28 protein-coding genes and 1 tRNA gene are annotated in these 24,730 nt (G+C 61.3%); 20 read left to right on the forward strand and 9 right to left on the reverse strand.

Annotated elements, in window-relative coordinates; translation table 11 throughout:
- Positions 1–272 precede the first annotated feature (272 nt).
- Together AB4Z15_RS10330 and AB4Z15_RS10335 are read left to right on the forward strand one after the other, a co-directional pair.
- Positions 273–1,040 (forward strand): DeoR/GlpR family DNA-binding transcription regulator, encoded by a 768-nt coding sequence (locus AB4Z15_RS10330; protein WP_442017181.1) that lies wholly within the window; start codon positions 273–275, stop codon positions 1,038–1,040.
- Entirely contained in the window at positions 1,037–2,230 is a 1,194-nt protein-coding gene (locus tag AB4Z15_RS10335; protein ID WP_442017182.1) for an MFS transporter, read from the forward strand. Before AB4Z15_RS10330 ends, AB4Z15_RS10335 begins: the two co-directional genes overlap by 4 nt.
- Here the strand turns inward: AB4Z15_RS10335 and AB4Z15_RS10340 are convergent.
- Positions 2,175–2,879, reverse strand: coding sequence for a phosphatase PAP2 family protein (locus AB4Z15_RS10340; RefSeq protein ID WP_442017183.1), 705 nt, complete (start codon positions 2,877–2,879; stop codon positions 2,175–2,177). The genes AB4Z15_RS10335 and AB4Z15_RS10340 overlap by 56 nt on opposite strands.
- 96 nt (positions 2,880–2,975) lie before the next feature.
- Here AB4Z15_RS10340 and AB4Z15_RS10345 point away from each other — a divergent pair, with 96 nt between their 5' ends.
- From AB4Z15_RS10345 to AB4Z15_RS10375, 7 genes are all read left to right on the forward strand, one after another.
- Positions 2,976–4,487: a bifunctional phosphatase PAP2/diacylglycerol kinase family protein gene (locus tag AB4Z15_RS10345; protein ID WP_442017184.1), complete on the forward strand. Its 1,512-nt coding sequence runs from the start codon at positions 2,976–2,978 to the stop codon at positions 4,485–4,487.
- A 146-nt stretch (positions 4,488–4,633) separates the two neighbouring features.
- The gene (locus AB4Z15_RS10350; RefSeq protein WP_442017185.1) at positions 4,634–5,578 is read left to right on the forward strand and encodes an ABC transporter ATP-binding protein; all 945 of its coding nucleotides are present in this window, start codon (positions 4,634–4,636) and stop codon (positions 5,576–5,578) included.
- A gap of 2 nt (positions 5,579–5,580) precedes the next feature.
- Positions 5,581–6,432, forward strand: coding sequence for an ABC transporter permease (locus AB4Z15_RS10355; protein ID WP_216924452.1), 852 nt, complete (start codon positions 5,581–5,583; stop codon positions 6,430–6,432).
- 18 nt (positions 6,433–6,450) lie between these two features.
- Positions 6,451–7,734 carry a sensor histidine kinase gene (locus tag AB4Z15_RS10360; protein WP_442017186.1) on the forward strand — a complete coding sequence of 428 codons (1,284 nt, stop codon included), beginning with the start codon at positions 6,451–6,453 and terminating at the stop codon, positions 7,732–7,734.
- Complete coding sequence (locus tag AB4Z15_RS10365; RefSeq protein ID WP_442017187.1) at positions 7,734–8,429, forward strand: response regulator; 696 nt, start codon at positions 7,734–7,736, stop codon at positions 8,427–8,429. The genes AB4Z15_RS10360 and AB4Z15_RS10365 overlap by 1 nt, the downstream gene beginning before the upstream one ends.
- 164 nt (positions 8,430–8,593) lie before the next feature.
- Positions 8,594–10,039 carry an amino acid permease gene (locus AB4Z15_RS10370; RefSeq protein ID WP_442017188.1) on the forward strand — a complete coding sequence of 482 codons (1,446 nt, stop codon included), beginning with the start codon at positions 8,594–8,596 and terminating at the stop codon, positions 10,037–10,039.
- 147 nt (positions 10,040–10,186) lie between these two features.
- The gene (locus AB4Z15_RS10375; protein ID WP_442017189.1) at positions 10,187–10,993 is read left to right on the forward strand and encodes an IclR family transcriptional regulator; all 807 of its coding nucleotides are present in this window, start codon (positions 10,187–10,189) and stop codon (positions 10,991–10,993) included.
- A gap of 11 nt (positions 10,994–11,004) precedes the next feature.
- Here AB4Z15_RS10375 and AB4Z15_RS10380 read toward each other — a convergent pair whose 3' ends face one another.
- The 3 genes from AB4Z15_RS10380 to AB4Z15_RS10390 are packed head-to-tail and all read right to left on the reverse strand — an operon-like array spanning position 11,005 to position 12,969.
- Positions 11,005–11,769 (reverse strand): IclR family transcriptional regulator, encoded by a 765-nt coding sequence (locus AB4Z15_RS10380; protein WP_442017190.1) that lies wholly within the window; start codon positions 11,767–11,769, stop codon positions 11,005–11,007.
- 13 nt (positions 11,770–11,782) lie between these two features.
- Positions 11,783–12,523 carry a cyclase family protein gene (locus AB4Z15_RS10385; RefSeq protein ID WP_442017191.1) on the reverse strand — a complete coding sequence of 247 codons (741 nt, stop codon included), beginning with the start codon at positions 12,521–12,523 and terminating at the stop codon, positions 11,783–11,785.
- Positions 12,523–12,969: a hypothetical protein gene (locus AB4Z15_RS10390; RefSeq protein ID WP_431117318.1), complete on the reverse strand. Its 447-nt coding sequence runs from the start codon at positions 12,967–12,969 to the stop codon at positions 12,523–12,525. The genes AB4Z15_RS10385 and AB4Z15_RS10390 overlap by 1 nt, the downstream gene beginning before the upstream one ends.
- 184 nt (positions 12,970–13,153) lie before the next feature.
- Between AB4Z15_RS10390 and AB4Z15_RS10395 the strand changes: the two genes are divergently transcribed.
- From AB4Z15_RS10395 to AB4Z15_RS10405, 3 genes are all read left to right on the forward strand, one after another.
- Positions 13,154–14,044, forward strand: a complete 891-nt coding sequence (locus AB4Z15_RS10395; RefSeq protein WP_442017192.1) for an intradiol ring-cleavage dioxygenase — start codon at positions 13,154–13,156, stop codon at positions 14,042–14,044.
- 37 nt (positions 14,045–14,081) lie between these two features.
- Positions 14,082–15,389 carry a M18 family aminopeptidase gene (locus AB4Z15_RS10400; protein WP_442017193.1) on the forward strand — a complete coding sequence of 436 codons (1,308 nt, stop codon included), beginning with the start codon at positions 14,082–14,084 and terminating at the stop codon, positions 15,387–15,389.
- Between the two features lie 241 nt (positions 15,390–15,630).
- Positions 15,631–17,046: an amino acid permease gene (locus AB4Z15_RS10405; protein ID WP_442017194.1), complete on the forward strand. Its 1,416-nt coding sequence runs from the start codon at positions 15,631–15,633 to the stop codon at positions 17,044–17,046.
- A gap of 60 nt (positions 17,047–17,106) precedes the next feature.
- Here AB4Z15_RS10405 and AB4Z15_RS10410 read toward each other — a convergent pair whose 3' ends face one another.
- From AB4Z15_RS10410 to AB4Z15_RS10420, 3 genes are all read right to left on the reverse strand, one after another.
- Positions 17,107–17,529, reverse strand: coding sequence for a hypothetical protein (locus tag AB4Z15_RS10410; protein ID WP_442017195.1), 423 nt, complete (start codon positions 17,527–17,529; stop codon positions 17,107–17,109).
- Positions 17,530–17,604: 75 nt separating this feature from the next.
- Positions 17,605–18,264 carry a DUF1345 domain-containing protein gene (locus AB4Z15_RS10415; RefSeq protein WP_442017196.1) on the reverse strand — a complete coding sequence of 220 codons (660 nt, stop codon included), beginning with the start codon at positions 18,262–18,264 and terminating at the stop codon, positions 17,605–17,607.
- A gap of 6 nt (positions 18,265–18,270) precedes the next feature.
- Complete coding sequence (locus tag AB4Z15_RS10420; RefSeq protein WP_442004922.1) at positions 18,271–18,414, reverse strand: hypothetical protein; 144 nt, start codon at positions 18,412–18,414, stop codon at positions 18,271–18,273.
- 127 nt (positions 18,415–18,541) lie between these two features.
- Here AB4Z15_RS10420 and AB4Z15_RS10425 point away from each other — a divergent pair.
- From AB4Z15_RS10425 to rplI, 5 genes are all read left to right on the forward strand, one after another.
- Positions 18,542–18,624: transfer RNA gene (locus AB4Z15_RS10425), tRNA-Leu, on the forward strand.
- Positions 18,625–18,904: 280 nt separating this feature from the next.
- Positions 18,905–19,210 carry a 30S ribosomal protein S6 gene (gene rpsF, locus AB4Z15_RS10430; protein WP_021473324.1) on the forward strand — a complete coding sequence of 102 codons (306 nt, stop codon included), beginning with the start codon at positions 18,905–18,907 and terminating at the stop codon, positions 19,208–19,210.
- 50 nt (positions 19,211–19,260) lie between these two features.
- A complete protein-coding gene (locus AB4Z15_RS10435) occupies positions 19,261–19,851 on the forward strand; it encodes a single-stranded DNA-binding protein (protein WP_216924481.1) in 591 nt (196 codons plus the stop codon).
- Between the two features lie 127 nt (positions 19,852–19,978).
- Positions 19,979–20,218, forward strand: coding sequence for a 30S ribosomal protein S18 (rpsR, locus tag AB4Z15_RS10440; protein ID WP_003800144.1), 240 nt, complete (start codon positions 19,979–19,981; stop codon positions 20,216–20,218).
- Positions 20,219–20,236: 18 nt separating this feature from the next.
- On the forward strand, positions 20,237–20,689 hold the full coding sequence (rplI, locus tag AB4Z15_RS10445; RefSeq protein ID WP_223935139.1) for a 50S ribosomal protein L9: 453 nt from the start codon (positions 20,237–20,239) through the stop codon (positions 20,687–20,689).
- Between the two features lie 139 nt (positions 20,690–20,828).
- Here the strand turns inward: rplI and AB4Z15_RS10450 are convergent, their stop codons facing one another.
- Complete coding sequence (locus tag AB4Z15_RS10450; protein ID WP_442017197.1) at positions 20,829–21,251, reverse strand: DUF1801 domain-containing protein; 423 nt, start codon at positions 21,249–21,251, stop codon at positions 20,829–20,831.
- Between the two features lie 54 nt (positions 21,252–21,305).
- Between AB4Z15_RS10450 and AB4Z15_RS10455 the strand changes: the two genes are divergently transcribed.
- The 3 genes from AB4Z15_RS10455 to AB4Z15_RS10465 are packed head-to-tail and all read left to right on the forward strand — an operon-like array spanning position 21,306 to position 23,960.
- Positions 21,306–22,157: a PhzF family phenazine biosynthesis protein gene (locus AB4Z15_RS10455; protein WP_442017198.1), complete on the forward strand. Its 852-nt coding sequence runs from the start codon at positions 21,306–21,308 to the stop codon at positions 22,155–22,157.
- A gap of 54 nt (positions 22,158–22,211) precedes the next feature.
- Entirely contained in the window at positions 22,212–23,003 is a 792-nt protein-coding gene (locus AB4Z15_RS10460) for an IclR family transcriptional regulator (protein WP_442017199.1), read from the forward strand.
- A gap of 57 nt (positions 23,004–23,060) precedes the next feature.
- Positions 23,061–23,960: a diacylglycerol/lipid kinase family protein gene (locus tag AB4Z15_RS10465; RefSeq protein WP_442017200.1), complete on the forward strand. Its 900-nt coding sequence runs from the start codon at positions 23,061–23,063 to the stop codon at positions 23,958–23,960.
- On the opposite strand, the gene AB4Z15_RS10470 is transcribed toward AB4Z15_RS10465, so the two are convergent.
- The gene (locus AB4Z15_RS10470) at positions 23,957–24,721 is read right to left on the reverse strand and encodes a hypothetical protein (protein WP_442017201.1); all 765 of its coding nucleotides are present in this window, start codon (positions 24,719–24,721) and stop codon (positions 23,957–23,959) included. The two genes, AB4Z15_RS10465 and AB4Z15_RS10470, sit on opposite strands and share 4 nt — an antisense overlap.
- Positions 24,722–24,730 lie beyond the last annotated feature (9 nt).

Genomic DNA, 24,730 nt, shown 5'->3' on the forward strand with positions numbered 1-24,730 from the left:
ACATCGAAGGCTGGTACAACCGCCGCCGTCCCAACCGCAGGGCCGGCGGCATCCCACCGGCCGCCGCCCACGCAAACCACTACAACCGCGCCCAGGAACCCCTGGCCGCCTAACACCAACGAAACTGTCTCAAAAACTTGACGAGCGCACTCTCACTTTCCTGACGCAAGGGAGAGAACATCCGGGTATGAGGGGTGGGATGTGAGAGAGCATCGGTGAGCAAATGATCACGCTGCGTGATTAAGTGAGCGTGAGCCTGATACCGTTAGATCATGGGAACTGCTGACCGCCACCGGCTCATTGGCGAGCTGCTGCGCAAACGCGAAGAAGTATCAGTGGACGAGCTGGTAGCCGCCACCGGAGCCTCGGGCGCCACAATCCGCCGTGATCTCGAGATTCTTGCTGCCAATGGAGTACTGAAGCGGATCCACGGCGGCGCCCGCAGTCTGGTAGCGCGAGGTGACAACCCCGGCTATGGGCAGCGAGAACTGGAAGACCACGAGGCAAAGCTTAAGATCGCAGCGGCTGTTGACGCACTGTTGAAGGACCGCGAGCATGTGTGGTTGGACAGCGGATCCACCGCCACGGAGATCGCGCGGCGGCTGGGCCAGCGTGAACTCACGGTGATGCCCATGTCCTTGCACGGCGTCGAGGCGCTGACTCACGCCAAGGAAGGCCGCAGGCCGCAGCTCATACTCCCGGGAGGAAGCCTCATTCCAGGCGAACAGTCTTTCCGCGGGCCCATGACCGAAGCGAATATCCGCTCGTTGCGGTTCGATACCGCTGTGGTGACGCCCTGCGCCCTCAATCTCAAGGATGGACTGCTGGCCCATGACCTGGACGACGCCGCGGTGAAGCGCGCCGGCCTGGAATCGGCGTCGCGGGTGATCGTTGCCTCCTCCAGCAGTAAGTGGAATGCCAGCGCGGTAGCCCTGGTTGCTGCGATGGACATTGTGGACATCATCGTCACGGACCTCAAGCCATCCTCCGAAGATCTTGCCCGGCTCGACAAACTCTCTGTGGAAGTTGTGATTGCATGACCACCAGCACAAAAAGCACCACCAATGTCAACGCCGCGGCGGTGGCGACGTTCCTGATCTTCGCCATGAACGGCTTGGTGTTTGCCAGCTGGGCGGCACGCATCCCCGCTGTCACTGAGGCTCTCAGTCTGACCTCCGGTCAAATGGGCACCCTGCTGCTTTGCACCGCCGTCGGGTCCTTGATGGCCTTGCCATCCGCAGGTTGGGTGGTGGGCCGAATCGGTACCGCCGGAACGGTTCGTCTTGCCGGCATCGTGGCGGGGGCGGCAGGTGCGGCGATCGCCTTCTCCCTCATGGCTGCATCGGTTCCGGCCACAGCGATCGCCCTCTTCTTCTTTGGCATTGGCATCGGCCTCTGGGACGTGGCCCAGAACATCGAAGGGGCCGACGTCGAACACCGGCTCAAGCGGACCATCATGCCCCAGTTTCACGCAGCGTTCAGCGGCGGGGCTTTTGTAGGCGCTTTGATCGGGGCGGGGCTCTCCCAACTTGGTGTTGGCCTCCCTGAGCATCTGCTCGTGATCGCTGGACTTGCTGTCCTCCTCGCGCTGACCGTGCCGCGCTACTTCCTGCCGCACGAAGCGTCAGTGGCTGAAACGCTCGACGACGGCGCGCCGGCTCCCAAGGGACCCACGGCTTGGCGGGACGGCCGGACCCTGCTCATCGGTGTGGTGGTTTTGGGTGCGACCCTCACGGAGGGCGCCGGCAATGACTGGATTGCCAAGGCAGCAGTTGATGGACTCGGTACCTCCGACGCGACCGGCGCCCTGCTCTTCGCGCTCTTCGTTGCTGCCATGACGGGGATGCGCTTCCTAGGCGGCAAGGTCATCGACAGGTTCGGCCGCGTCGCTGTCCTGCGGGCCAGCATGGCAGCGGCCGCGCTGGGCCTGGCGTTGTTCGTCTTTGCCGGCAACGTGGTGCTGGCCGGCTTTGGTGCTGCTCTTTGGGGCGTTGGTGCGGCGTTGGCCTTCCCCATGGGCATGTCCGCTGCGGCCGACGATCCCAAGCATGCAGCGGCACGGGTCTCTGTGGTCTCAACGATTGGCTATGTCGCGTTCCTGGCTGGCCCGCCGCTTCTGGGTTACCTTGGCGATCAAACGGGAATTCACATGGCACTCCTGGCGATCGGAGTACCTATTCTTGTTGCCCTGCTTCTTGCTGGCGTTGCGAGGCCCCTGCGCGCCAAATAGTTGCCCGGCCAGCGGTTTCATTCTCCTGGACGCATATCTTTAAGAACGGCCACCACAACAGCAGAACCACGCCGGCGGCAAGGCAAGCGCCACCCAGGACATCACTTAACCAGTGAGCCGACAAGTAGGTTCTGCTGATCATCATCGCGAGTATGCCAAGAACGGCCACCACCTTCGCCCACTGCCGGCCAATCAGCAACGCCAACACGACGAGAAACGCGGTTGTGGCAGAAACATGCCCCGAAGGGTATGAACCGGTATCCGAGAGGACCGTTGCGCCTTGCGGCCTTTCGCGGCCGACAACGGCCTTGGTCAGTTGCGTGAGCCCCAGGGCAGAAAGTCCTGCCAGTGCAGTGAACATAGCAGCCTTGGGACGCCGCCAGATGAGCAGTGCGACCACCAAAACAAGGTGCAACACCAGCATCCCTACATAGCCAACCGCGTTGAGCACTACGTTTACTCCGTCCCAGAACGGGGCGTGCAGGGTGAAGATATAGGCCTGCCATGTTGTATCGATTCTGTTGAGGGCGGGTTCTCCCTGACCGGCCACAAGCATGGCTCCCGGGACCGCGAATGCGCAGAGCAAGAACAAGGCTGGGGCGAAGGTCTGCCAGCCGGGCCTTCGACGCGGACGCAGGACTCGGAGCATGCACCTCATCGTAGTCAGGGAAAGTTTGGATGGAGCATCTGAACGTCACGGGAATGCCGCAGACTCGTGCGGCCAAGCTCGCGCTACTGTGGTGGCATGCGAGGTTTCCTGGGCAAAGGGCCCAAGCACGTGGCAAGGTTCGATCATTTCCTTGTCAGGGCGGTTTCGCGCCAGCCTCACGGTGAACATGATGATCTCTTCCGGCGGCTCTCCGCAGCGGCCACCAAGGGGAAGCTCTGGTTCGGTATCGCGGGAATCATGGCGAGTGTTCCAGGAAAGCCGCGCAGGGCAGCCCTGCACGGACTCCTTGCCTTGGGCGTTGCCTCCGGCGTCACCAACGTCATCTTCAAGACGGCACTCCCCAGGACGCGACCCCTGCCCGAGCATTTGCCGGTCTTCAGATTCGTGCATCCACAGCCCGTTAGTTCGTCAATGCCGTCTGGCCACTCAGCTTCTGCCGTGGCTTTTACCGTGGGAGCGGGGATGGTCTCTCCCGTCCTGGGTGCCGTACTCGCGCCCCTCGCGGCAGGTGTGGCTTACTCCCGTGTGCACACAGGCGCCCACTGGCCGTCAGACGTGGTGTTTGGTTCTGCTCTTGGAGCGGGTGCTGCACTGCTGACGCGTAAATGGTGGCCGGCCAAGCCCGCCGAGCCCAAACCCCGCCGAACGCCGGCAGATGCTCCAGCGATTGTCGACGGCGAGGGGCTGAGTATCGCCGTCAACGTCCTCGGCGGCTCGTACTCTCAGGAAACCGGCGAACTCTTGAAGGATGTATTCCCTAAGGCGCATATTCATGAAATCGCTGAGGGCGAGGATGTAGCCGCGGAAGTTGATGCGGCAGCTACCCGGCCGGGCACCATAGCGCTTGGCGTGTGGGGTGGTGACGGGACGGTGGGCACTGCGGCGGCTGCCGCCGTCGAGCATTCCCTGCCTCTGCTGGTATTGCCCGGGGGCACCCTTAACCACTTTGCGCGTGATCTTGGGACCAGTTCGATTGACGACGCAATCGAGGCAGTCACGCAAGGTCAGGCGGCGTTGGTGGATTTCGGGCATGTTGCCGTACATCGCGGTTTGCCTGACAACCCTGAGGCCAGTGAGATCGCCATGCTGAATACGGCCAGTGTGGGTGTTTATCCGAACCTGGTACGCCGTAGGGAGAGACTGCAGCCTGCCATGGGCAAGCCCCTGGCCAGTCTGGTGGCATCGCTGCGAACGTTCGGCGTGAACTCCCCCACGACCCTCACCGTTAACGGCGTGAGGCACAAGCTCTGGATCCTGTATCTGGGCCGCGGACGGTACTACCCCAGCGACCATGCCCCACTTCGACGCCCCGTGCTGGACGACGGCGTCTTCGACGTCCGCATGATCACGGCGGATGAACCATTTGCCCGTGCCCGACTGCTGTGGGCCGTGGTCACGGGTACCGTTGCCGCTTCCAAAGTCACGCATCTGACCGAGGCAACCACCGTGACCATTGAGGCGATCGGAGAACCGTTGGTCCTTGCCGTGGACGGTGAGCCTAAGCCAGGGGTGCGCAGTGCCGTCTTCACTGTCAAGAGGCGCGAGCTCCGTGTGTACTGCCCACTGCCGGTGGACCCAGGATCCTAGATCCTGGTGTCATCCGGGAGGACTACCCTGACTGGACCCTGAATCATCCCTGAGACAGGCGATTTCCGCACCCTCTGTGACTAGCGTGGTTAGTACAGTCAACAACTCATCTGCACGCACACGTGCTCCGAGGAGGGAACGCTTCCATGATCGAAGCAAAAGGCCTGACGAAGGTCTACGGCGAGAAAACCGCCGTCGGCGGTGTCAGTTTCACTGTCCAAGCCGGACGGGTGACGGGCTTCCTGGGCCCGAACGGTGCCGGCAAGTCCACCACTATGCGCATGATCATGGGGCTGGATACTCCCACTGCTGGTTCAGTGACCGTGAACGGTGAGCCGTTTGCCAAGCACGTTGCGCCGCTGCGTGAAATCGGTGCACTCCTGGATGCCAAGGCAGTCCACACGAGCCGTACGGCGTACAACCACCTGCTCGCCATGGCCGCGACCCACAGCATCCCCAAGAGCCGGGTGCGGGAGGTCATCGAGATGACCGGGCTGGGGGAAGTCGCCAAGAAGAAGGTGAAGGGTTTCTCACTCGGTATGGGCCAGCGCCTCGGCATTGCGGCAGCGCTCCTGGGCGATCCACAGACCATCATCCTGGACGAACCCGTCAACGGCCTTGATCCGGAAGGCGTGGTCTGGGTTCGGAACCTGGTGAAGTACCTCGCTTCCGAGGGCCGCACCGTATTCCTGTCCAGCCACCTCATGAGTGAGATGGCGTTGACGGCAGACCATCTGATCGTGATTGGCCGCGGCAAGATCATTGCGGACGCACCCATCGCAGAGATCATCACCGGCAAGGGCCAGGCCCGCACCCGCGTGCGCACGGACCAGCCGGAGCGGCTCATGCAACTGCTCGCCGGCACGGGTGTCTCTGTGGAGGTCCACGAGCGTGAGCTGCTGGAAGTTTCGGGCCTGGATCCTCGCGCGATCGCCCGGACTGCCCTGGACAACCAGGTCATGGTCTACGAGCTGACCCCGCTCCAGGCAAGTCTCGAGGAGGCGTACATGGAGTTGACCAAAGACGAGGTGGAATACCACTCGCACATCACCGCCGGGGCCTCTGTTCCCGTTCAGGCCGGAGGGAAATAGACATGAGCACCACCACTTTGGACCGCAAGTCCATGCGTAACTCCGTCGGTCCAGGACCGGCCTTCCATCGCGTACTGAACTCGGAGTTCATCAAGTTCCGCACACTGTTGTCCACGCTGATTCTCCTTGCCTCCACAGCCTTGGTGATGGTCGGCTTCGCAGCACTTTCGGCTTGGGGAACGGGGCAGTTCGCTGAGCAAGCTGCGCGGGATCCTGAAGCGGCCGCAGCCATTGCGGCGCAGGGCGGGGACATCGCCGTTACCATCCCCACCTCCGGCATCGCCTTCGCCCAGCTCATCCTCGGTTCGTTGGGCGTCCTGCTCATGAGCTCCGAATTCACCACGGGAATGGCGCGCTCCACCTTCGCTGCAGTCCCGAAGAGGCTCTCGCCGTTCCTGGCCAAGCTCATAGTCGTGATGGTCAGTGCCTTCCTGCTGACTGCGGTGTCCACCTTCATTGCGGGGCTCGTGTCGCTCCCGATCGTGGATAACTACGATCTCAAGCTGGATCTCAGTAGCTCGCAATCGGTCAAGCTTTTGCTCGTCAACAGCATTTACGTGGCAGCCGTGGCAGCGATTGGCATGGCACTCGGAACCATCGTCCGCAACTCGGCCGGAGGCATCATGAGCCTCGTGGGTCTGTTCTTTGTTGCCCCGATTGCTTTCCAGCTCATTCCCGGCGACTTCTTCGTGGAGGCCCGCAAGTACCTTCCGGGTAACACGATCAACCCGATGACCGCCGTCGAGCATGTTCCGGACACCCTGGAAGTTTGGCAGGCCGCCCTGGTTCTTGGCGCCTGGGTTGTAGTGCCGGTTGCCTTGGCGATGGTCCTGTTGAAGAAGCGGGATGTCTAGGCCGTCTAGGCTCAATCCATGACTGAAGCTCCACAAGTGAAGGACGCGCCGGCTGTGACAGCCGACGCGTCCTTCGCTGAAATTGCCCAGCGCCGCAGGGGCCGTATTCGTAGGTACTTTTTCCAGCGTCCCCGCGCGATGGATGCAGTGGTTGTTCTTTGCTACGTCCTGTTGGCCTTGCCCACGATCATCGCCTCGATCATCGAGGGCAAGTGGCTCGTCGTCGGGCTCTTGCTGCTGATCGCCACCGTGCTGATATTCCGGCGGCGCTACCCGCTTCAGGTGGTTGCCGCCGTCGCGGTTCTTGAAGTCCTGGCCACCGTGCTGAACCCGTGGGGCTCAAACGTTTCCGCGGGTCTGTGGTTCGCCCTCTACGCTGTAGCCACGAACCGGAAGCGAGCAACTTCACTGGTGGTGTTTGGCGCTGCCAGCCTGCCGCTGAGCCTGCTGTACCTTTTCATGTGGACAAGTCCCAGCAGTATGAACACCCTGCAGGACGTCCCCGAGAACTTCCACCTCATCAACAACATCGCCACTGCTGTAACCATCATGTTGTCCAACCTGCTAGCCACGGGCATTGGTATCTCGGTCCGCCAGCGGCGTGAGCATGAGGCCGAGATCGCCGCATGGGCGGCGCGGACAACCCAGTTGGGCAAGGTCACGGAGCGCAACAGGATCGCGCGGGAAATGCACGACGTCGTGGCTCACTCCCTGACGGTAATGATCAGTTTGTCGGACGGTGCGGCAGTCGTGGTCAAGAAGGACCCCGATCGCGCCGGCGACGTCCTGGGTGAACTGTCCCGAACGGGTAGGGCGGCACTTGCGGACATGCGCCGGGTGCTTGGAGTCCTGCGCGACGATTCCGGCCGCCCGGCGCCGCTGACACCGCTTGAGTCCGGGCTTAACCTGGCCAAGCTGCTGGATGGATTCCGCACGGCTGGCCTGCCGCTGCACTACGCGCACACTGGGCCCGCGCTTCCGGCCGATCCTGCGTTCGAGCTCACCGTTTACCGGATTGTGCAGGAATCGTTGACCAACGTTCTTCGCTATGGGCGCTCTCTTAGCCGCGTGGACGTGCAGGTAGCCCGCGAGGGCGACCTGGTCACTATAGACGTGCTCGACGACGGCCGCGGAACCCGCGAGGGTGGCGAGTCAATGGACAGCCTGGGAACACGGCAAGGCATCGCCGGGATGCGTGAACGGGCGGGAATCTATGCTGGAATCGTTAGTGCCGGTCCGAGCAAAAGGGGAGGCTGGGCGGTCCACGCCGAGCTGCACTGGAACGGCGAAAAGGGGGAATAGTGGTAGAGAACGGCATCATCAAGATTCTGCTGGTGGATGACCAGCCACTGCTGCGAATGGGCTTTCGACTCATCCTTGAAGGTGAAGATAACTTCCATGTAGTGGGCGAGGCATCGGACGGGAACGAGGCCGTCCGGCAGGTTGAGGAGCTGCAGCCGGATGTGGTGCTTATGGACGTCCGGATGCCCACCATGGATGGCATAGAAGCCACGCGCCGCATTTCGGACTCCGGTTCCGAAGCGCGGGTCATCATCCTCACCACGTTTGACCTGGACGAATACGCCTTCTCGGGGCTGCAAGCGGGCGCCTCTGCCTTCCTGCTCAAGGATGTTGCCCCGGTTGAACTCGTGCACGCTGTGCGACTAGTGGCCAGTGGCGACGCGGTTGTGGCCCCCCGTGTAACGCAGAGGCTGTTGGAAACATATGTACGCGGCGGCAGCCTACCCGGCCAATCGCCCAGCCCACATCGCGATCCGTTGTTGGACGATCTCACACCGCGCGAAACCGAGATCCTCACGACCATCGCCGAGGGGCTGTCCAACGCGGAGATCGCCCACAAGTTCTTCCTGTCCGAGGCCACTGTCAAGACCCATGTCCGCCGCATCCTCAGCAAGCTGCAATTGAGGGATCGTGTGCAAGTGGTGGTGTACGCGTACGAGACCGGACTTGTTGTACCGAGCAACCCGGACTACTAACCCCCATCGCACGTAACGTGCAACATATGCATTAACAAATGTTTTTAATGACCATATGCGTCGAAATTGTGTTACCTTCGTCACTACAGACGCCCTTCTTGGCACCCCCAGTCCGGATGTCCTCAGGCGTACCGTTCGCATCTGTCATTAACCGGAGACACCACATGGAACCTTCAGCACCCCTGCAATTGGACCATCTACCTGATGCTCCCGCCTCGTCCAGCGCTGCCGAAACCGGCCTCCGCCGAACGATGGGTCCGCGCCACCTCATCATGATCGCGATGGGCGGTGTCATCGGATCCGGCCTCTTCCTCAGTTCCGGATACACGATTTCCCAAGCGGGTCCCCTTGGCGCTGTCATTGCCTACTTGGTAGGGGCCTTCGTGGTCTACCTTGTGATGGCTTGCCTCGGCGAACTGGCCATTGCCTACCCGGTTTCAGGCGCCTTCCACATTTATGCTGCACGATCCATTGGTCCCGCCACGGGCTTCGCCACGGCCTGGCTCTATTGGCTTTGCTGGGCAGTTGCGATCGGGTCCGAATTCACGGCGTCGGGCCTGCTCATGCAGCGGTGGTTCCCCGGGGTGGACGTGTGGGTCTGGTGCGTGGTGTTCGCAGCAATCCTCTTCGGACTCAATGCCATTTCCTCAAGGTTCTTCGGAGAGTCCGAGTTCTGGTTCTCCATCGTTAAAGTGGGGGCGATCATCGCGTTGATCGTGCTTGGCGGAGCCGCACTCCTCGGGTTCCAGCCGCTCTCGGAATCCGGAAACCACCCGTTCCTTTTTGAAAACTTCAACACCTCAGGGGGCCTCTTCCCCAACGGTTTCTCGGGGGTTCTTGTTACTGCCCTGGCAGTCTTCTACGCCTTCTCCGGCTCTGAACTCATCGGCGTCGCTGCTGGAGAAACTACCGATCCCGCGCGGAACATTCCCAAAGCCATGCGCAGCACTGTAATTCGTCTCCTGATCTTCTTCGTCGGTGCCATTGCCGTCATCGCCGCCACCGTTCCTTTCGATCAGGTGGGCTTGGATGAGAGCCCGTTCGTTACCGTGTTCTCCTCCGTGGGCATCCCCTACGCGGCGGACATCATGAACTTCGTCATCATCACGGCACTGTTGTCTGCCGGAAACAGCGGACTGTTCTCCTGTGCCCGCATGCTGTACTCGCTGTCCGATGAGGGGCACGCGCCAAAGGCACTGAAGCGACTGACGAAGCGCGGGATTCCCCTTGTTGCCCTTTCTGTCAGCATGCTTGGTGGGCTGGCATCGCTGATCAGCAGCGTGGTTGCCCCCGAAACGGTGTACCTTGCCCTTGTTTCCGTGGCGGGATTCGCGGTGGTAGGGGTATGGATGTCAATCACGGCATCCCACTTCTTTCATCGCCGGGCATTTATCCGAAACGGCGGGCAGGTGGCCGATCTTGCCTACAAGGCCCCGTTCTTCCCGTTGGTTCCCATCCTGGCATTCACGCTTTGCCTGGTCTCACTGATAGGCATTGCCTTCGATCCAAACCAGGTTGCTGCCCTTTACTTCGGTATTCCGTTCGTGGCCGCCTGCTACATCTACTTCCACTTCAGGCATGGACGCGCGGCGGTTAAGCAGATCGCCTGATCAATCCAGCAAGGCGCTTCACGGCCGGACTTCAGAGAGAGTCCGGCCGTGAAGCCGTTTGTCGTCCTGACCAAGGGCCCCTGATTCTTGCCCCTGACACGGGCGTGTGAGAATGGCGTGAGCGCTTGGCGGAAGGAGCGGGATTTCTTGGAGGTGTCACCGGAGGCGTCGTCGTTGGCGCAGGGGCTTCGTCTCGTTCGGTTGGTTACTGACCGCGAAAAGCAGGGCCGTCAGCTCCTTGGCGTATCCCAGCTCGCGGCTGAGCTGGACATGGAGCAGAGCCGGGTCTCGCGACTGGCCCAGGAACTGTGCGACTTGGGGCTGCTGGAGCGGCTGGAGCGCGGACCTTTCCGTGCGGGACCCCGGTTCTTCAGCCTGGCCGCCTCCCTTAATGTTGGCTGGGTGCGTGATTCCCGGGCAGAACTGGAAGAGTTGGTCTCGTCCCTGGGGCTTAGGTCCCGGCTGTCAGTGCGCGATGGTGTCAAGGTTCTGCTGCTGCGTTCCTCCACCAACAACTCGGTCCTGGGCGGATTCGCGAAGCCGGGAATGGTCACGCCTGTGTGGTGTACGGGTTCCGGGCGGGCATTGCTATGGGACCACTCCCGTAACGAGCTTGACGCCCTGCTCAAGGATGTCAACTTCATTGGAGTTGGGGGGCCTGCTGCAGCGCATTCCGAGGCGGAAGTCGACGCCCTCATGGAGCGCGACAGGCCCCGGGGATTTGTTTTGGCGGCCGAGGAGTTCGAACACGGTGTGTGGGAACTGGGCGTACCTGTTCGGGATTCTTCAGGCGCCATCATTGCTGCGCTCAGTGTCCTGGGTACGCTTTCCGATCTTGAGAGGGCCGCGCCGGAACTGGCCCCGCTGCTGCATTCGGCGGCGCACCGGCTCGGTTCCGCGTCCGGGACTCCCGGTTCCGCATCCGGGGCTCTCGGTTCCGCAACGGGGAACTGAGGTCAGGGCGGCTATTGAGGCCGTCCACCCACCATGGACTCCAGCCATTCCTGCCAGGAGTGGAGTGCGACTGCGTACGTTTCGCGGTGGGGTTCAATGCGTGACTTCGGGCCAACTATCTGCAGGGCTGCAGCAACCTCCCCCTTGAAGTCGCGTATGGGCGCAGCCAGTGAGTAAAGTCCGGGCTCAGCTTCTTCGTCCACGATTGAGTAACCGCGTACGCGCGCATCATTGAGCCGCTCCAGGAAGTCCTCCACCGAGGAAGGCGTATTGGGTCCGTGCTTCACGAACTCAACAGACTCGAAGATCTTGCGGACTTCTTCGTCCGGTGCGTCCCACAGAAGTGCTTGGCCGGCGTCACTGCAATACGCAGGATAAGGACGTCCCAGCCACGATCCCACGAGGTTGGCGCTGGCAGGCACTTGTTCACCGATGGTGACCGTGCTGTTGCCGCTGAGCACGCCAAGAAAGCATGCCTCGTTGGTTTCAGAAGCGAGACCCTCGAGCGCGGTTAGCCCGTCCGTCTTCAGCCGTTGTTCAGCGACCAATTGCGCGTCCGTCAGGATAGTCCAGCCCAAGCTGTATTTCCTCTGATCCCTGCGGGCCAGGAAACCTTCCTGCAAGGCACCCTTGAGACTCCGCGATACTTGGCTGCGGTCCTTGTCCAAGTCGGCCGCGACGTCGGCGACCGTGCCGCCGTCGTTTCCTTGCGCGTGACGGGCACCGACCGCAAGGATGGCCATCATGCCGCGGCCCATGCTTGAGGTCTTTGACATGGATTGATTCTAGCTAGTGGATGGCGAAAACCCTGGCCGGAAAGCCACTGCCTTCCAGGGGTTTGGCCCAGGTAGCAACCAGGACGGCGCCTGCCTCGGGCACGTTGTCCAGGTTGGCAAGGAGTTCAATCTGCCACTTATCGCGGGCCAGGACGTAAGTTTCCAGGCTGAAGTCCTGTTGGGAAGTGGCGACGCCGGGATCAGTGTCCGTTTGTTCGTGGCCGACCGCAGCCACGGCACGGTTCTCGATCAGGTATTCCAGAACCTCGCGTGACCAGCCTGGAGTGTGGCTGATACCGGCTTGGTCCTTGTTCGCCATGGCCTGGGCATCGGGCCATCGCCGGCTCCAACCAGTGCGGAGCGCCACAAACGAACCTGGCAAAATGTGCCCGTTCCTCGCCTCCCAGCCCTGAACGTCGGCGAGTGTTGGAGTGGCATCTTCATCGTTGTGGACACGGTCACTGATATCCAGGACGACCAACGGCAACAGCATTTGTTCCACGGGTATCTCGTCAAGCGTTCGGCCGCCCCGGACAAAGTGCGACGGCGGATCCACGTGGGTGCCCCACTGGCCAACTATCGAGTACCGGTGGGCGGTAAAGCCGTCCCCCTTTTCCATGTCAAAGAGGGCTTCGCGGGACTCATCCGGAAAGGCAGCAAAATGGGGCTGACCGCGATGGAACGCGTGCGTCAGATCGGTGTACGTCCTGCCTTCGAGCAGGGGCGCGAGCTGCTGCCATAACTGGGAATTCATCAAGCCACCCGGCTTTCAATGGCAGGAGCATGGGCGCTGCTGGAGACACTCAGGGGCCCGGAGACTTCAATGACGGGAACTTCCCACGGGTGGATATCCACGATCCGCTGGACGAGCTCATGTACGGCCTGGTCTGAGAGCGAGTCATCGAAGTAGGTGGTGAACACGAATGTCGGCGAGATGGTCCTCTGCCCCACGCTTCCCAACGTGGGATTGGCACCTTCCGCGACGGTAAAACCCTCGAACCCTGCTGAGGACTCGAAGACGTGGTGGTAATTGCCGAAGCCACCCAGCTCCGGCGTTGCAGTGAGCGCTTGCAGCAGCGAGGCGATGCCTGGGTCAGACTCCAGGGCCCCCAGATCGCCACTAGCCAGTTGGGTCATCGTGTCCAGCGGGATGGGCCAGTGGATGCGCAGCTTCCGCACGGCTTTAAGTTCAATGTTCATGGGGCAATGCCTTCCGTGGATGTGCTTACTGGGAGCAATCGTGGCACAAGGTGACGAGCATTACAAGCATATAGAAATGTTTATATTGCACAGGTTGTTCCGGAAACCCATCGTCCGCGGCTTTCACAGCTCCCCCATGGATTCTGCATGTACAAGGCACAGCCCCTGTGGGTTTGATGGACCCATGACCTCCCCGCAGCCCCATCCAGACCACGATCGCGGCCTTGAATTCGATCTCTCCACTCTCCTTAGCCGCCGGCGCACATTGGGCGTCCTGTTCGGCGCCGGGACGGCAGCAGCCCTGGCTGCTTGTACGCCGGGTTCTGGAGGTGGCACCGCATCGCCGTCGTCGTCTTCCAGCGCTGCTGCCGCTACCGGAACAGAAAGCACGACGGCGGCCGGAACGCCTTCCGCCACCAGTACCGTGACGCGTGCACTCGCTGAATGCGGAGTCGAGATCCCCGAGGAAACACTCGGCCCCTACCCCGGCGATGGTTCCAACGGGCCGAATGTGCTCGAAGCATCGGGAGTGGTCCGCAAGGACATCACCTCAAGCTTCGGTAGCTCCACCTCGAAGGCCACCGGTGTCCCACTGACTTTCACGCTAACGCTGCTGGACAACGCCAACGGGTGCTCGCCGCTGGCGGGCGCAGCGGTCTATGCATGGCACTGTGACCAGAATGGAAAGTATTCCCTGTACGACTCGGGGCTGAAGAACGAGAACTACCTCCGGGGCGTCCAGGAAGCCGACAGCATCGGCCAGGTCACTTTCACCACCATCTATCCCGGCGCCTACAGTGGCCGGTGGCCTCATATTCACTTTGAGGTATTTGAATCCATGAGCAACACGTCTGCGGCTGGGCAGGTGTTGGCAGTTTCCCAGATCGCCCTGACCGAGGCGGCCTGCAAGGACGTCTACGCCTCGCAGGGATATGAGTCGAGTGTCCGTAACTTCGCAAAGAGCACCCTGGCGGATGACAACGTCTTTGGTGACGATGGAGGCATATATCAGCTGGCCACCATGTCTGGCTCGGTCCAGGGAGGCTACACAGCCGCGCTGAATGTCACGGTCTGACGCGAAGCGATCGAAGAGCGCAGCTAGACTCGGGGGCATGCCTTCGAATGCCTCCGCAGCAGTTGACCACGTCCAGGACCTCGGTGCGTATGTTTCGGCTTCGCCGTCCAGCTTCCATGCAGTGCACGAGGCCGCTCGCCGGTTGAATAGAGCCGGCTTCACCCCACTGGATGAACTGCAGCCGTGGGAAGGTGGCGCCAGCAAGTTCTACGTCATTCGCGATGGTGCCCTGATCGCGTGGGTTACTCCCCAAAATGCTGGTCCAACCACAGGCTTCAATATCCTGGGCGCCCACACGGACTCCCCCTCGTTCAAACTGAAGCCGAAGCCCACCACCGGCAAGTTCGGTTGGCTGCAGGCCGGCGTCGAGGTTTACGGCGGACCGCTCCTGAACTCTTGGCTGGACCGTGAGCTGCAACTGGCCGGCCGCTTGGTACTACGCGACGGCACGCAGCACTTGACTGCAACCGGCCCGCTCCTGCGCTTCCCGCAACTGGCTATCCACTTGGATCGTGCGGTCAATGACAGTGGCCTCCTTCTGTCCAAGCAGCAGCACATGAACCCTGTATTCGGGCTCGGGGATCCGGCCAATGAAGATCTTTTGGGCCTGCTTGCCGAGCGCATCGAGGGCGGAGCAGTTGATCCAGCAGACATCGGGGGTTACGACGTCGTGGTGGCGGACACGCAGGCACCTGCGGTTTTCGGTGCCAAGGGTGAGTTCTTCGCCTCCGGCCGCTTGGACAACCTTTCTTCGACGCATGCTGGCTTGGTGGCATTGATCGAACATGCGAACGCGGGGGCTCGGGGCGGCCCCATCGCTGTCCTCGCCGCGTTTGACCATGAAGAGATCGGTTCCAACTCGCGCTCCGGCGCCTGCGGACCCATCCTTGAGGACATCCTGACCCGAATCTCTGACGGTCTTGGCGCTTCGGTAAGCCAGCGGCGACAGTCCCTGGCGGCGTCGTTCTGTGTCTCTGCAGATGCCGGCCACGCCGTCCACCCGAACTACGCTGAGCGGCATGATCCCGTAAATCGTCCCGTACTCAACGGTGGGCCGCTGTTGAAGATCAACGCCAACCAACGTTACGCCACCGACGCGGCGGGCGCTGCGCTGTGGGCGCGGATGTGCGCGGAAGCAAATGTGCCATATCAGGAATATGTCTCCAACAATGACCTTCCGTGCGGTTCCACCATCGGTCCACTGACTGCGACGCGGCTCGGGATAAGGACAGTCGATGTCGGTATCCCCCTGCTGTCCATGCATTCGGCACGGGAGTTGTGCGGCGTCGAGGACCCGCTCCGTTTGGCTTCTGTGGCGGAAGTGTTCTACCGGACCGACGTCTAAGTTCCCGAAGGAGGTTAAGAAAGCCTCAAGGACTCATTTCAAGAGCGTTTCAAATGTTTCCCTCAGGAAACTTTAGATGCTTATAATCATACTTTTTGTGCATGCCTCCTTTTTCGAGACCGCCAAAATGTACACTCGCACAGGATTTTGCCCCTCGGGGATGGCTACTGTGGGAAAGCCATGTGGCCCGCTGCACATCAGCTCGGGCACTCTCCAAAGACACTAAGGACGGCGCCGACCCATGCACGCTGACCAACAGCTCTCAAAGTCCCTGAAGCCACGACACCTCTCCATGATCGCCATCGCCGGCGTGATTGGTGCTGGGCTGTTTGTGGGTTCCGGCGCCGCCATCCAGCAGGCTGGTCCGGGTATCCTTGTCGCCTATCTGGCCGCCGGCCTGGTGGTCATCCTCGTCATGCGGATGCTTGGCGAGATGGCTGCGGCCAACCCTGAGACTGGCTCCTTCTCCACGTATGCAGATAAGGCGCTTGGCCGCTGGGCCGGGTTCAGCATCGGATGGCTCTATGCGTGGTTCTGGATCATCGTGCTCGGCATCGAGGCCACCGCCGGCGCTGCCATCATGCATCGCTGGGTTCCAGGCGTCGACCAATGGGTTTGGGCACTGGTTCTCATGGTCCTCCTGACCCTGACGAATCTTGGCTCCGTGAAGTCGTACGGCGAGTTCGAATTCTGGTTCGCATCCATCAAGGTGGCCGCAATCGTCATCTTCCTGCTCGCTGGCATTGCCGCCATCCTCGGCTTGATCCCGGGCGTTGCCGCTCCGGGCGTCGCCAACCTCCTGGATCAGGGCGGTTTCATGCCCAACGGCCCCGGCGCCGTCCTGGCTGGCATCCTCGTAGTGGTCTTCTCGTTCTTCGGTGCCGAGATTGCCACCATCGCCGCGGGTGAGTCCGAAAACCCTGTAGACGCCGTCAAGAAGGCCGTGAAGTCCACCGTATGGCGCATCTTGATCTTCTACATCGGCTCCATTGCCATTGTGGTCACGCTCCTGCCGTGGAACAGCGCTTCAGTTGCCAAGAGCCCGTACGTTGCCGTGATCGAGCTCTACGGAATCCCGGGTGCCGGCACCATCATGGACATCGTGGTCCTCACATCGGTTCTTTCCTGCCTGAACTCGGGTCTGTACACAGCAAGCCGCATGCTTTTCTCGCTCTCGCAGCGTGGCGACGCCCCCAAATCCTGGATGAAGATTTCCAAGCGCGGCGTGCCTGCGGCGGCAGTACTGGCCTCCACCGTGGTCGGGTTCATCACCGTTGGCCTGAACTACGTTGCCCCGGACACGGTGTTCCTGTTCCTCGTCAATACGTCGGGTGCCATCGCCTTGTTTGTGTGGCTGGTCATCGCGAGCTCACAGCTCATCCTCCGCCGCCGCATGGGCGCCGCCGCCAAGGACCTCGACCTCAAGATGTGGTTCTTCCCGTACCTCACGTGGATGGCGATTGGAAGCATCGTCGCGCTCATCATCGGCATGGTGATCCTTGAATCCACACGAGAATCGCTCTTCCTCTCGCTGGCTCTGGCTGCGGTTGTCGTCGCCATCGGCGTATTCCGATACCGCAAGCGTGGCACGCCCTCGGCTCCCGTGAGTGACGGGGAAGCCGAGCGTGTGACGTTGGGTTCCGGTCCGGCGTCGTAAGCGTCCTTTTCGTCGGGGGCAGTCGCCGTGAGTGTTCGACGGCGGCTGGCCCGTTTGCGGTCAAGGCACCTCAACGGGGAGGTACTGGATGGGCCCGGGGCATTGTGCGCCGGTGGTGTCCGGAACACCCGGAATCGCAGGGATGTCGAAGACGGCGTCCCGTTGGCGTTTGCCGGACTCCTTGACCACAACACGAACCTTGGCCATCACGCTGGGTGGGGAAGCTGACTGCCCGGCAGGTAGATACGGAGGCTCCTGAGGGACGAGCCAGCGGCCATCCGTCTGCTGCTGGACAGGGCGTGGCATGCAGCCGTCGCCAAAACATGCCTGGACGCGGCTTGGCATTGAGGCTATCTTCAGCTCGATCGGTGTGGCGCTCCCAATGGCTGGGCACACGCGCGACTTGTCTACCGCGAACCACACCAGTCCGCCGATCGCGGCCACGAGAATGACGGCCGCAACCCAAATCAGCCGGGGCTTCATGGCAAGTAGCCTACGCCTGGGTGCGCCGCCGGGAACTTAGCGTCCCACCGGGAACGGAACGTCGGGCGGTATGGACTACTGGGCCAAGCCGATGACGAGGTTGATGGTGACGGCCAGGATGACGGTGCCGAACAGGTAGGACAGCAGGCTGTGTTTCAAGGCCTCAAGCCGGATCCTATGGTTGCCCAGGTTGGTGTCTGAGACCTGATACGTCATGCCCAGGCTGGTGGCCAGGTAAGCGAAATCCGTGTATTGCGGGGGGCGATCCTGGTTAAAGCTGATGCCACCAACTCCACCACCGGCGTCGGCGTCAGGGCTGTAGTAGAGCTCCGCATAGCGCAGGGTGAACAGCGTCTGGACCAGCATCCAGGACAGGGCTACGCACGCCAGGGAGAGCGCGGCCGAGTAGAAGCGCGTGTCCGATCCTTCGGTGTGCGAGTTGACGATCACCGCGACCGCGGCTGCGATGCTGGCCAGGTTTGCGATGAGGATCAGAAGGTCGGTGGCCCCACGGGACGGGTCCTCGGAGGTCGCGTGTTGCTGCGTTTCGGCGGGATCCATCCGCGCTATCACCAGCCACACCCACGCAACATAGATCAGCGCGGCCGTTGCCCAGCCCACGGCCGGGGCATCAACCCAGCTGCCTGCAAAGCCTGTGACCACGAAGGCTGCGGCGCCCGCTGCCACCATGACCACGAAGCGCAACCGGCTGCGCCTGACTCTCACATTGTTCATGGCCACCTAGTCACCGACGCCGGTACTGCTGCGCTTCTTGTCGGCCTGAAGGATGCCATCCCGTACGCCCGAACGGACCACGAAATAGAGGGCGTAGAGGAAGATCGCTGCGAAAACGACTGTCAGGACCAGGGAATTCAGTGCATCCATGCCCCCACCCTAGCTCGGGTTCCCCTTTTGATCCGGGACGCAGGAATCTACGGAATGGGCATCCTCGTGTTAGTGTCTTTGTCGCTGTTACGGAGAAAAACGAAACACTGTTTCTTCGAATCACCCTGCGCGGGTGGCGGAATGGCAGACGCGCTAGCTTGAGGTGCTAGTCCTCGAAAGGGGGTGGGGGTTCAAGTCCCCCTCCGCGCACAGGAGACCCCTGGAAGATCGCTGATCTTCCAGGGGTTTTGTCGTTTCAAGCGGGCGTCAGCTTCCTGCAGAGCCGGGGTTATCCACATACGGCAACTGGCAGGTTTCGGTCCACGACCCCACCGAATAGCTTTGAGTGCAGGAGATGCACTAAGATATTGAAGTCTGTGTTGCGCCCTCCTTCCGAGTCTTCGGCGGGGGAGCGAGCCACAGCATCGCAAATGAACCTCCTGTTACGGAAATACCGTAACCGCTTAGCCCAAAGGAGGTGGGTTCACATATGCGTCCTTACGAATTGATGGTAATCATCGACCCCGAGGTCGAAGAGCGTACCGTAGAGCCGTCGCTTCAGAAGTTCCTCAATGTCATCACCACCGATGGTGGAACCATCGAAAAGGTTGACATCTGGGGCCGTCGCCGTCTGGCATACGACATCAAGAAGAAGTCCGAAGGTATCTACGCAGTGGTGAACTTCACCGCTGAGCCGGCTACCGCCAAGGAACTTGACCGCCAGCTGTCTCTTAACGAGACGATCATGCGCACCAAGATCATCCGCCCCGAAGACCAGAAGGTCGTTGCTGAGTAATCAGCCCCTTCCAGATCTTTACACCGCAGGAACGAACAAGGAGGCAGTAGATGGCAGGCGAAACCACTATTACGGTCATCGGTAATCTCACCAATGACCCGGAGCTGCGGTTCACCCCGTCTGGCTCAGCAGTAGCGAACTTCACCATCGCTTCTACTCCCCGGACCTTTGACCGCCAGTCGAATGAGTGGAAGGACGGGGAAACCCTGTTCCTCCGCGCTTCCGTCTGGCGCGAAGCAGCCGAGAACGTGGCCGAGTCCCTCACCAAGGGCATGCGCGTCATTGTCTCCGGCCGTTTGAAGAGCCGTTCTTACGAAACCAAAGAAGGCGAGAAGCGCACCGTTATCGAGCTTGAGGTCGATGAAATCGGCCCCAGCTTGCGTTACGCAAACGCCAAAGTCAACCGTACCCAGCGCTCCGGTGGCCAGTTCGGCGCCGGAAACGGTGGTCAAGGTGGCTTCGGTGGCGGTAACGCCGGTGGCTTCGGAGGAGGTGCAGCAGCTGGTGCAAGCCAGGGCGGCAACTCCGGTGGAAACTGGGGCGGCAACCAGCCCGCACAGCAGGATGACCCTTGGGCTACGCCCGGTGTCAGCAATGCAGGCGGCTGGGGCAACGGCCCGGATTCCGAACCTCCCTTCTAAACACCAAGAAAAAGTCCGACGCCGGAACCCGCCGGGACTGCCGCAAGGCATCCGGGCGATTACCGCCGTCGAACACCACCATCCCGTGGATCAATATCCACGGGCTCCATAGAAAAGGAGCTCCACGATGGCTAAGGCTGAACTCCGTAAGCCCAAACCAAAGTCCAACCCCTTGAAGGCCGCTGACATCACTGTCATCGACTACAAGGACGTAGCACTGCTGCGCAAGTTCATCTCCGACCGCGGAAAGATCCGCGCTCGTCGCGTTACTGGCGTTACCGTTCAGGAACAGCGCAAGATCGCCCAGGCAATCAAGAACGCCCGCGAAGTTGCTCTGCTGCCTTACTCCGGCGCTGGCCGCGGCTAAGGGAAGGGATTAACTAACATGGCAAAGCTCATTCTGACCCACGAAGTAACCGGTCTCGGTGCTGCTGGCGACGTTGTCGAGGTCAAGGACGGTTACGCACGTAACTTCCTGCTGCCCCGCGGCTTCGCTCTGACCTGGACCAAGGGTGGCGAGAAGCAGGTTGAGTCCATCAAGGCTGCCCGCGCTGCTCGTGCCCACGCTTCTGTTGAAGCTGCACAGGCACAGGCTCAGGCTCTGTCCTCCAAGAAGGTCAAGCTCGAGGTGAAGGCCGGCGAGTCCGGTCGTCTCTTCGGCACCGTCAAGCCTGCTGATGTCGCTGCTGCTGTTGAGGCCGCTGGCCTCGGCGCCATCGACAAGCGCAACGTTGAACTGCCGAACCACATCAAGTCTGTCGGTTCGTACCAGGCCAACGTTCGCCTGCACGAGGATGTTTCCGCTGTTATCGACCTTGAGGTCGTTGCAGGGAAGTAGTCTCTGACTGCTAAGAAGGACCCCCGCCGCCGGTTTCCGGTTGTGGGGGTCCTTTTGTTGCCCCCAACCCGCGCCGAGGTGGCATTTAATGCCAATCCGGAGCGCTGGGATTGTCATTAAATGCCACCTCGGCGGAGATTTACGGGGTGTGGAGCTCCGACATGACGTGTTGGTAGCCCGTCCGGATCATCTCTGCGAGGACCTCACGGTCCACGTCGTCCAACCTATTGATGTATAAACATGCGGCTCCGGTCTTGTGCTTGCCCAACTCCGGAAGCAGGCGGTCGGCCTCGGGGCCGTACGTGAGGCCATAGAGCGCCAGGTTCGCCTTGCGCGGTGAGAATCCGACGGCGGCAGAGTCACCTTCGCGTCCGCTCTCGTATTTGTAGTGGTAGCTACCGAATCCCACGATGGTGGGACCCCACATAACCCCTTCCTTCCCGGTGATCTCCTGCATCATCCTCCGCAGTTCCAACCCATCGGCGCGCCGGCCGGGGTGCTCCACGGAGGACAGGAATTCATCCACGGACATGCTGGTGGGCTGGGTCTTGTTCTCTGCCATGCTCGTAGTTTCGCAGACGCACGACTGGCCAAGCACCAGTGATAGCCTGCAGCGGTGACTTCAGAATCCTTGCGTATCCGCCCGTTTCACCAGGTTGACGTCTTCTCGGCCCAGCCGTATCGCGGTAATCCGCTGGCAGTAGTGGTTGACGCAGAGGGACTGAGCAGCGAGGCGATGCAGCACTTTGCTCATTGGACCAATCTCTCCGAGACCACCTTCCTTCTCCCTCCAACAGATCCGCGTGCCGATTACCGTGTGCGCATCTTCACGGGCAGCGAGGAGTTCCCGTTCGCTGGGCACCCAACCCTCGGTTCCGCACACACCTGGCTGCAGGCCGGGGGAGAGCCCAAGACTGACGGCGTGCTGGTGCAGGAATGTGGCGCAGGTTTGGTCCGGGTGAAGCACGACGCCGGTCGGCTGGCTTTTGCTGCACCACCACTGACCCGCTTCGAGCCGGTGGATGCCGATGTTCGTTCCCAGCTGACGGCCGGTCTTAGGCTGCCGGAGGACTCCTTGCTGGACGCATCATGGCTGGTGAACGGCCCTGAGTGGGTTGGTGTCCTGCTTGAGTCCGCCGAACAGGTCCTGGCGATCGAGCCGGATCTGGTGGCCATGGGTGATCTCAAGGTCGGGGTGATCGGCCCGCACGAGCCCGGTTCCGACGTCGACTTTGAAGTGCGGACGTTCATTCCAGGCGACGCGATGGTGGAAGATCCCGTGACCGGCAGTTTCAATGCCGGTGCAGCGCAGTGGCTGATCGGCAGCGGCCGGGCTCCTGAAGAATACGTGGCGGCGCAGGGCACTGCCTTGGGCAGGGCGGGTCGCATCCATGTGAAGGCTGGGGGCGGTGACATCTGGGTCGGAGGGGCATCTGTTACTTGCATCCAGGGCACGGTCCTGCTGTAGTTCTACCGGCCCGGGGATTGGCGTCCCCTCCGGCGAGCGTTTAGCGTGAGACTTATGTCAGCATCCGATGCTTCCGTGAAGGCCAACGGCAACCCTTTGCTTGTCCTTGGCAAGATCACGTCCATCCTGGACGCCTTTTCCCTCTCGAAGCCGGTGCTGCAGCTGAGCGACATTCGCGAGTACACCGGGATGCCGACGTCCACGGTGCAGCGTCTCGTCACCAACCTGACGTCCCAAGGATTCCTGGACCGGGAGGGCGACGCGTACCGCATCGGCATGCGGATGGCCTATTGGGCGGCTCCGGCCACCCGTGGCATGGAAGTGGTGGACATCCTCAGCCCGCTGCTCAAGACGTTGCGGGATGCCACCGGTGAGACTGCATGCTTCTTCAAAGCAGAACAGCACTACCGCGTGTGCGTCGCCATGGCAGATACCCGTCACGCGCTCCGCCGGGAGATGCACCTTGGCAAGATCATTCCGCTCCACGCAGGTTCGGCCGGCAGGGTCCTGCTCGCTTGGTCTCCTGAATTAATGGAGGCTGTCCTTCGCGACCCGTTGGAGCCCATTACCGACTACACGATCACCAGCTCCGAGGAATTGGAGATTGCGGTCAAGAAGACGCGGGCCGATGGCTTTGCGATCACTGTAGGGGAGCGGGAAGACGGGGCCTCCGGGCTTTCGGCGCCGGTGTTCGATTCAGCCGCTGCCCTGGTGGGCGCAGTCACCATCAGCGGCCCCACGCTGCGGATGCCACTGGAAACGTGTCAGGCGTGGGTGGAACCCTTGCTAGCGACCGCGGAACATATGACCAGACTCATTGGTGGGCGGTTTCCGGGGGAGTCGTAGGGGCTATTAAGAGCTAATGGGTAGTAACCAAACGGGCGTACACGCAAGGAGCACATTATGGATTCTGCACGGACTTTTGGATCGATCGCCATTATTTTCAATCCCAACAGCACGGGTAATGCGCCCGAACTGGCCGAGCAATTACAGGTCAAGCTGAAGGACATGCTTCCCTACGCGCCGGAGATCACCCTGCAGCCCACTGAACACGCTGGACATGCCGTGGAGTTGGCCAGGACGGCGGCTGCAAAGGGAGGCGACGTCCTTGTTGTCTCCGTGAGCGGTGATGGTGGCTATAACGAGGTTGTCAACGGCGTGATGCAGGCCGGAAATCCGCGGGCGGTATGTGCGGTCATGGCCGCGGGCAACGCAAATGACCACCGTCGGATCACAGGAACCAAGCCGCTGGAAGAGGCCATTGCTGAGGGCCACATCCGGAAGATTGACCTCCTGAGCATTCACACTGGCCAAAAAGACGGCGAGCCTTTGGAGTATGCGCATTCCTACATTGGCTTCGGCCTCACACCTGTTGTGGCCACCGAACTGGAAAAGGGTAGCAAGGGAGCCCTGACTGAAATGGTCTCCGTCATCAAGACCTTCTCAAAGTTCGAGCCCTTCGCCATCCGCACATCCGATGGCAAACGCCGGAAATTCGACAGCCTGGTTTTCGCCAACATCCCCGAAATGGCCAAATACGCCACGCTCAGTGAGGCCGAAGATCACCCGTCGGACGGAAAATTCGAGGTAATTATCTTTCCGCACATGCCCAAATGGAGGGTGTTGCTGACTGCCCTCCGCGCGACCACCCAAGGCCTGGGCGATCAGCCGAGCGTGAGCAGCTACGAATTCACTACGCTCAAACCCCTGCCGTACCAGATGGACGGCGAAGTGAAGACGGTGGAAGCCCATGTGAAAGTCAGGGTGGAATGCGCTCCGGCCGCTCTGGCGACAGTGGGCTAATGAACGGCTCCACCACAGGCCGCTGTCACGAAGTCGTAGATACGCCCGCGCAACTCATTTGGTGCTGCAATTTTCAGTACGCCATCACGTGCACCCACCGAAATCCTTAGCGGCAACAGCGTTCCCACCTTGTCCTCGGCCACCGCATGCGGGTCGCAACGCGCAGGACGGATCGTCAAAGGCACCTCTTTCGGGGCGGCGCCGGATGATATCGCGATGTCCCGCGGCCAAGGATCCGCGGGCGATTCGGCCAGCAGGGTGGTTCCGTCGATGGAGTTGATCGTGAGCTTTTGCGGTGACTCACTAGGAGTGCTCGCAGGAGTAATGACAAGACGCACGACGGCGGTGCGACCATCCGGGGCCACCTCAAGATCGGGGGCCAAGACGATGGCAGCTACGGCGGCAACGTCGGCTGCCAAGCACAGCTCGTCGGCGTTCCGGGGCAGGACGTTGAACGGATCCCGCGCCTCAACCGAGGTTTCTGTGGGTCCCTTGGCTGGCTCCGAATATTGAACGACGGCCTTGAGGGGTTCAGTAGGCGACTGCCTGCAATGCGGAGCAGGTAAATTGGCGGGAAGGCTCTTGGGCTGCCGGGGTGGTAGCTCCAGGGCGCCGCCTGTTGGCTCCCAGATGATGTCCTTCTCAAACAACGCGGACTTCAGCCGCGCACCGCTCACGGTAACGGGAGTGTCTGTGGTGTTGGTGAGCTGTATGAGGATGGCTTGCTTGCCGTATTGGTCCCGGGATTGATTAACCTCCACCGAAATGGG

The sequence above is a fragment of the Paenarthrobacter sp. 2TAF44 genome, from assembly GCF_052114885.1.
Lineage (GTDB): Bacteria > Actinomycetota > Actinomycetes > Actinomycetales > Micrococcaceae > Arthrobacter.

Excerpts from the sequence above, each read along its gene's own strand:
- AB4Z15_RS10450 (WP_442017197.1), bottom strand. The coding sequence starts at position 21,251 with ATGGCAGAGAACAAGACCCAGCCCACCAGCATGTCCGTGGATGAATTC.
- AB4Z15_RS10360 (WP_442017186.1), top strand. The coding sequence starts at position 6,451 with ATGACTGAAGCTCCACAAGTGAAGGACGCGCCGGCTGTGACAGCCGAC.
- AB4Z15_RS10345 (WP_442017184.1), top strand. The coding sequence starts at position 2,976 with ATGCGAGGTTTCCTGGGCAAAGGGCCCAAGCACGTGGCAAGGTTCGAT.
- rpsR (WP_003800144.1), top strand. The coding sequence starts at position 19,979 with ATGGCTAAGGCTGAACTCCGTAAGCCCAAACCAAAGTCCAACCCCTTG.
- AB4Z15_RS10355 (WP_216924452.1), top strand. The coding sequence starts at position 5,581 with ATGAGCACCACCACTTTGGACCGCAAGTCCATGCGTAACTCCGTCGGT.
- AB4Z15_RS10330 (WP_442017181.1), top strand. The coding sequence starts at position 273 with ATGGGAACTGCTGACCGCCACCGGCTCATTGGCGAGCTGCTGCGCAAA.
- rplI (WP_223935139.1), top strand. The coding sequence starts at position 20,237 with ATGGCAAAGCTCATTCTGACCCACGAAGTAACCGGTCTCGGTGCTGCT.
- AB4Z15_RS10395 (WP_442017192.1), top strand. The coding sequence starts at position 13,154 with ATGACCTCCCCGCAGCCCCATCCAGACCACGATCGCGGCCTTGAATTC.
- AB4Z15_RS10405 (WP_442017194.1), top strand. The coding sequence starts at position 15,631 with ATGCACGCTGACCAACAGCTCTCAAAGTCCCTGAAGCCACGACACCTC.
- AB4Z15_RS10400 (WP_442017193.1), top strand. The coding sequence starts at position 14,082 with ATGCCTTCGAATGCCTCCGCAGCAGTTGACCACGTCCAGGACCTCGGT.
- AB4Z15_RS10390 (WP_431117318.1), bottom strand. The coding sequence starts at position 12,969 with ATGAACATTGAACTTAAAGCCGTGCGGAAGCTGCGCATCCACTGGCCC.
- AB4Z15_RS10420 (WP_442004922.1), bottom strand. The coding sequence starts at position 18,414 with ATGGATGCACTGAATTCCCTGGTCCTGACAGTCGTTTTCGCAGCGATC.
- AB4Z15_RS10370 (WP_442017188.1), top strand. The coding sequence starts at position 8,594 with ATGGAACCTTCAGCACCCCTGCAATTGGACCATCTACCTGATGCTCCC.
- AB4Z15_RS10350 (WP_442017185.1), top strand. The coding sequence starts at position 4,634 with ATGATCGAAGCAAAAGGCCTGACGAAGGTCTACGGCGAGAAAACCGCC.
- AB4Z15_RS10340 (WP_442017183.1), bottom strand. The coding sequence starts at position 2,879 with ATGCTCCGAGTCCTGCGTCCGCGTCGAAGGCCCGGCTGGCAGACCTTC.
- AB4Z15_RS10335 (WP_442017182.1), top strand. The coding sequence starts at position 1,037 with ATGACCACCAGCACAAAAAGCACCACCAATGTCAACGCCGCGGCGGTG.
- AB4Z15_RS10385 (WP_442017191.1), bottom strand. The coding sequence starts at position 12,523 with ATGAATTCCCAGTTATGGCAGCAGCTCGCGCCCCTGCTCGAAGGCAGG.
- AB4Z15_RS10465 (WP_442017200.1), top strand. The coding sequence starts at position 23,061 with ATGGATTCTGCACGGACTTTTGGATCGATCGCCATTATTTTCAATCCC.
- AB4Z15_RS10415 (WP_442017196.1), bottom strand. The coding sequence starts at position 18,264 with ATGAACAATGTGAGAGTCAGGCGCAGCCGGTTGCGCTTCGTGGTCATG.
- rpsF (WP_021473324.1), top strand. The coding sequence starts at position 18,905 with ATGCGTCCTTACGAATTGATGGTAATCATCGACCCCGAGGTCGAAGAG.
- AB4Z15_RS10460 (WP_442017199.1), top strand. The coding sequence starts at position 22,212 with ATGTCAGCATCCGATGCTTCCGTGAAGGCCAACGGCAACCCTTTGCTT.
- AB4Z15_RS10410 (WP_442017195.1), bottom strand. The coding sequence starts at position 17,529 with ATGAAGCCCCGGCTGATTTGGGTTGCGGCCGTCATTCTCGTGGCCGCG.
- AB4Z15_RS10435 (WP_216924481.1), top strand. The coding sequence starts at position 19,261 with ATGGCAGGCGAAACCACTATTACGGTCATCGGTAATCTCACCAATGAC.
- AB4Z15_RS10380 (WP_442017190.1), bottom strand. The coding sequence starts at position 11,769 with ATGTCAAAGACCTCAAGCATGGGCCGCGGCATGATGGCCATCCTTGCG.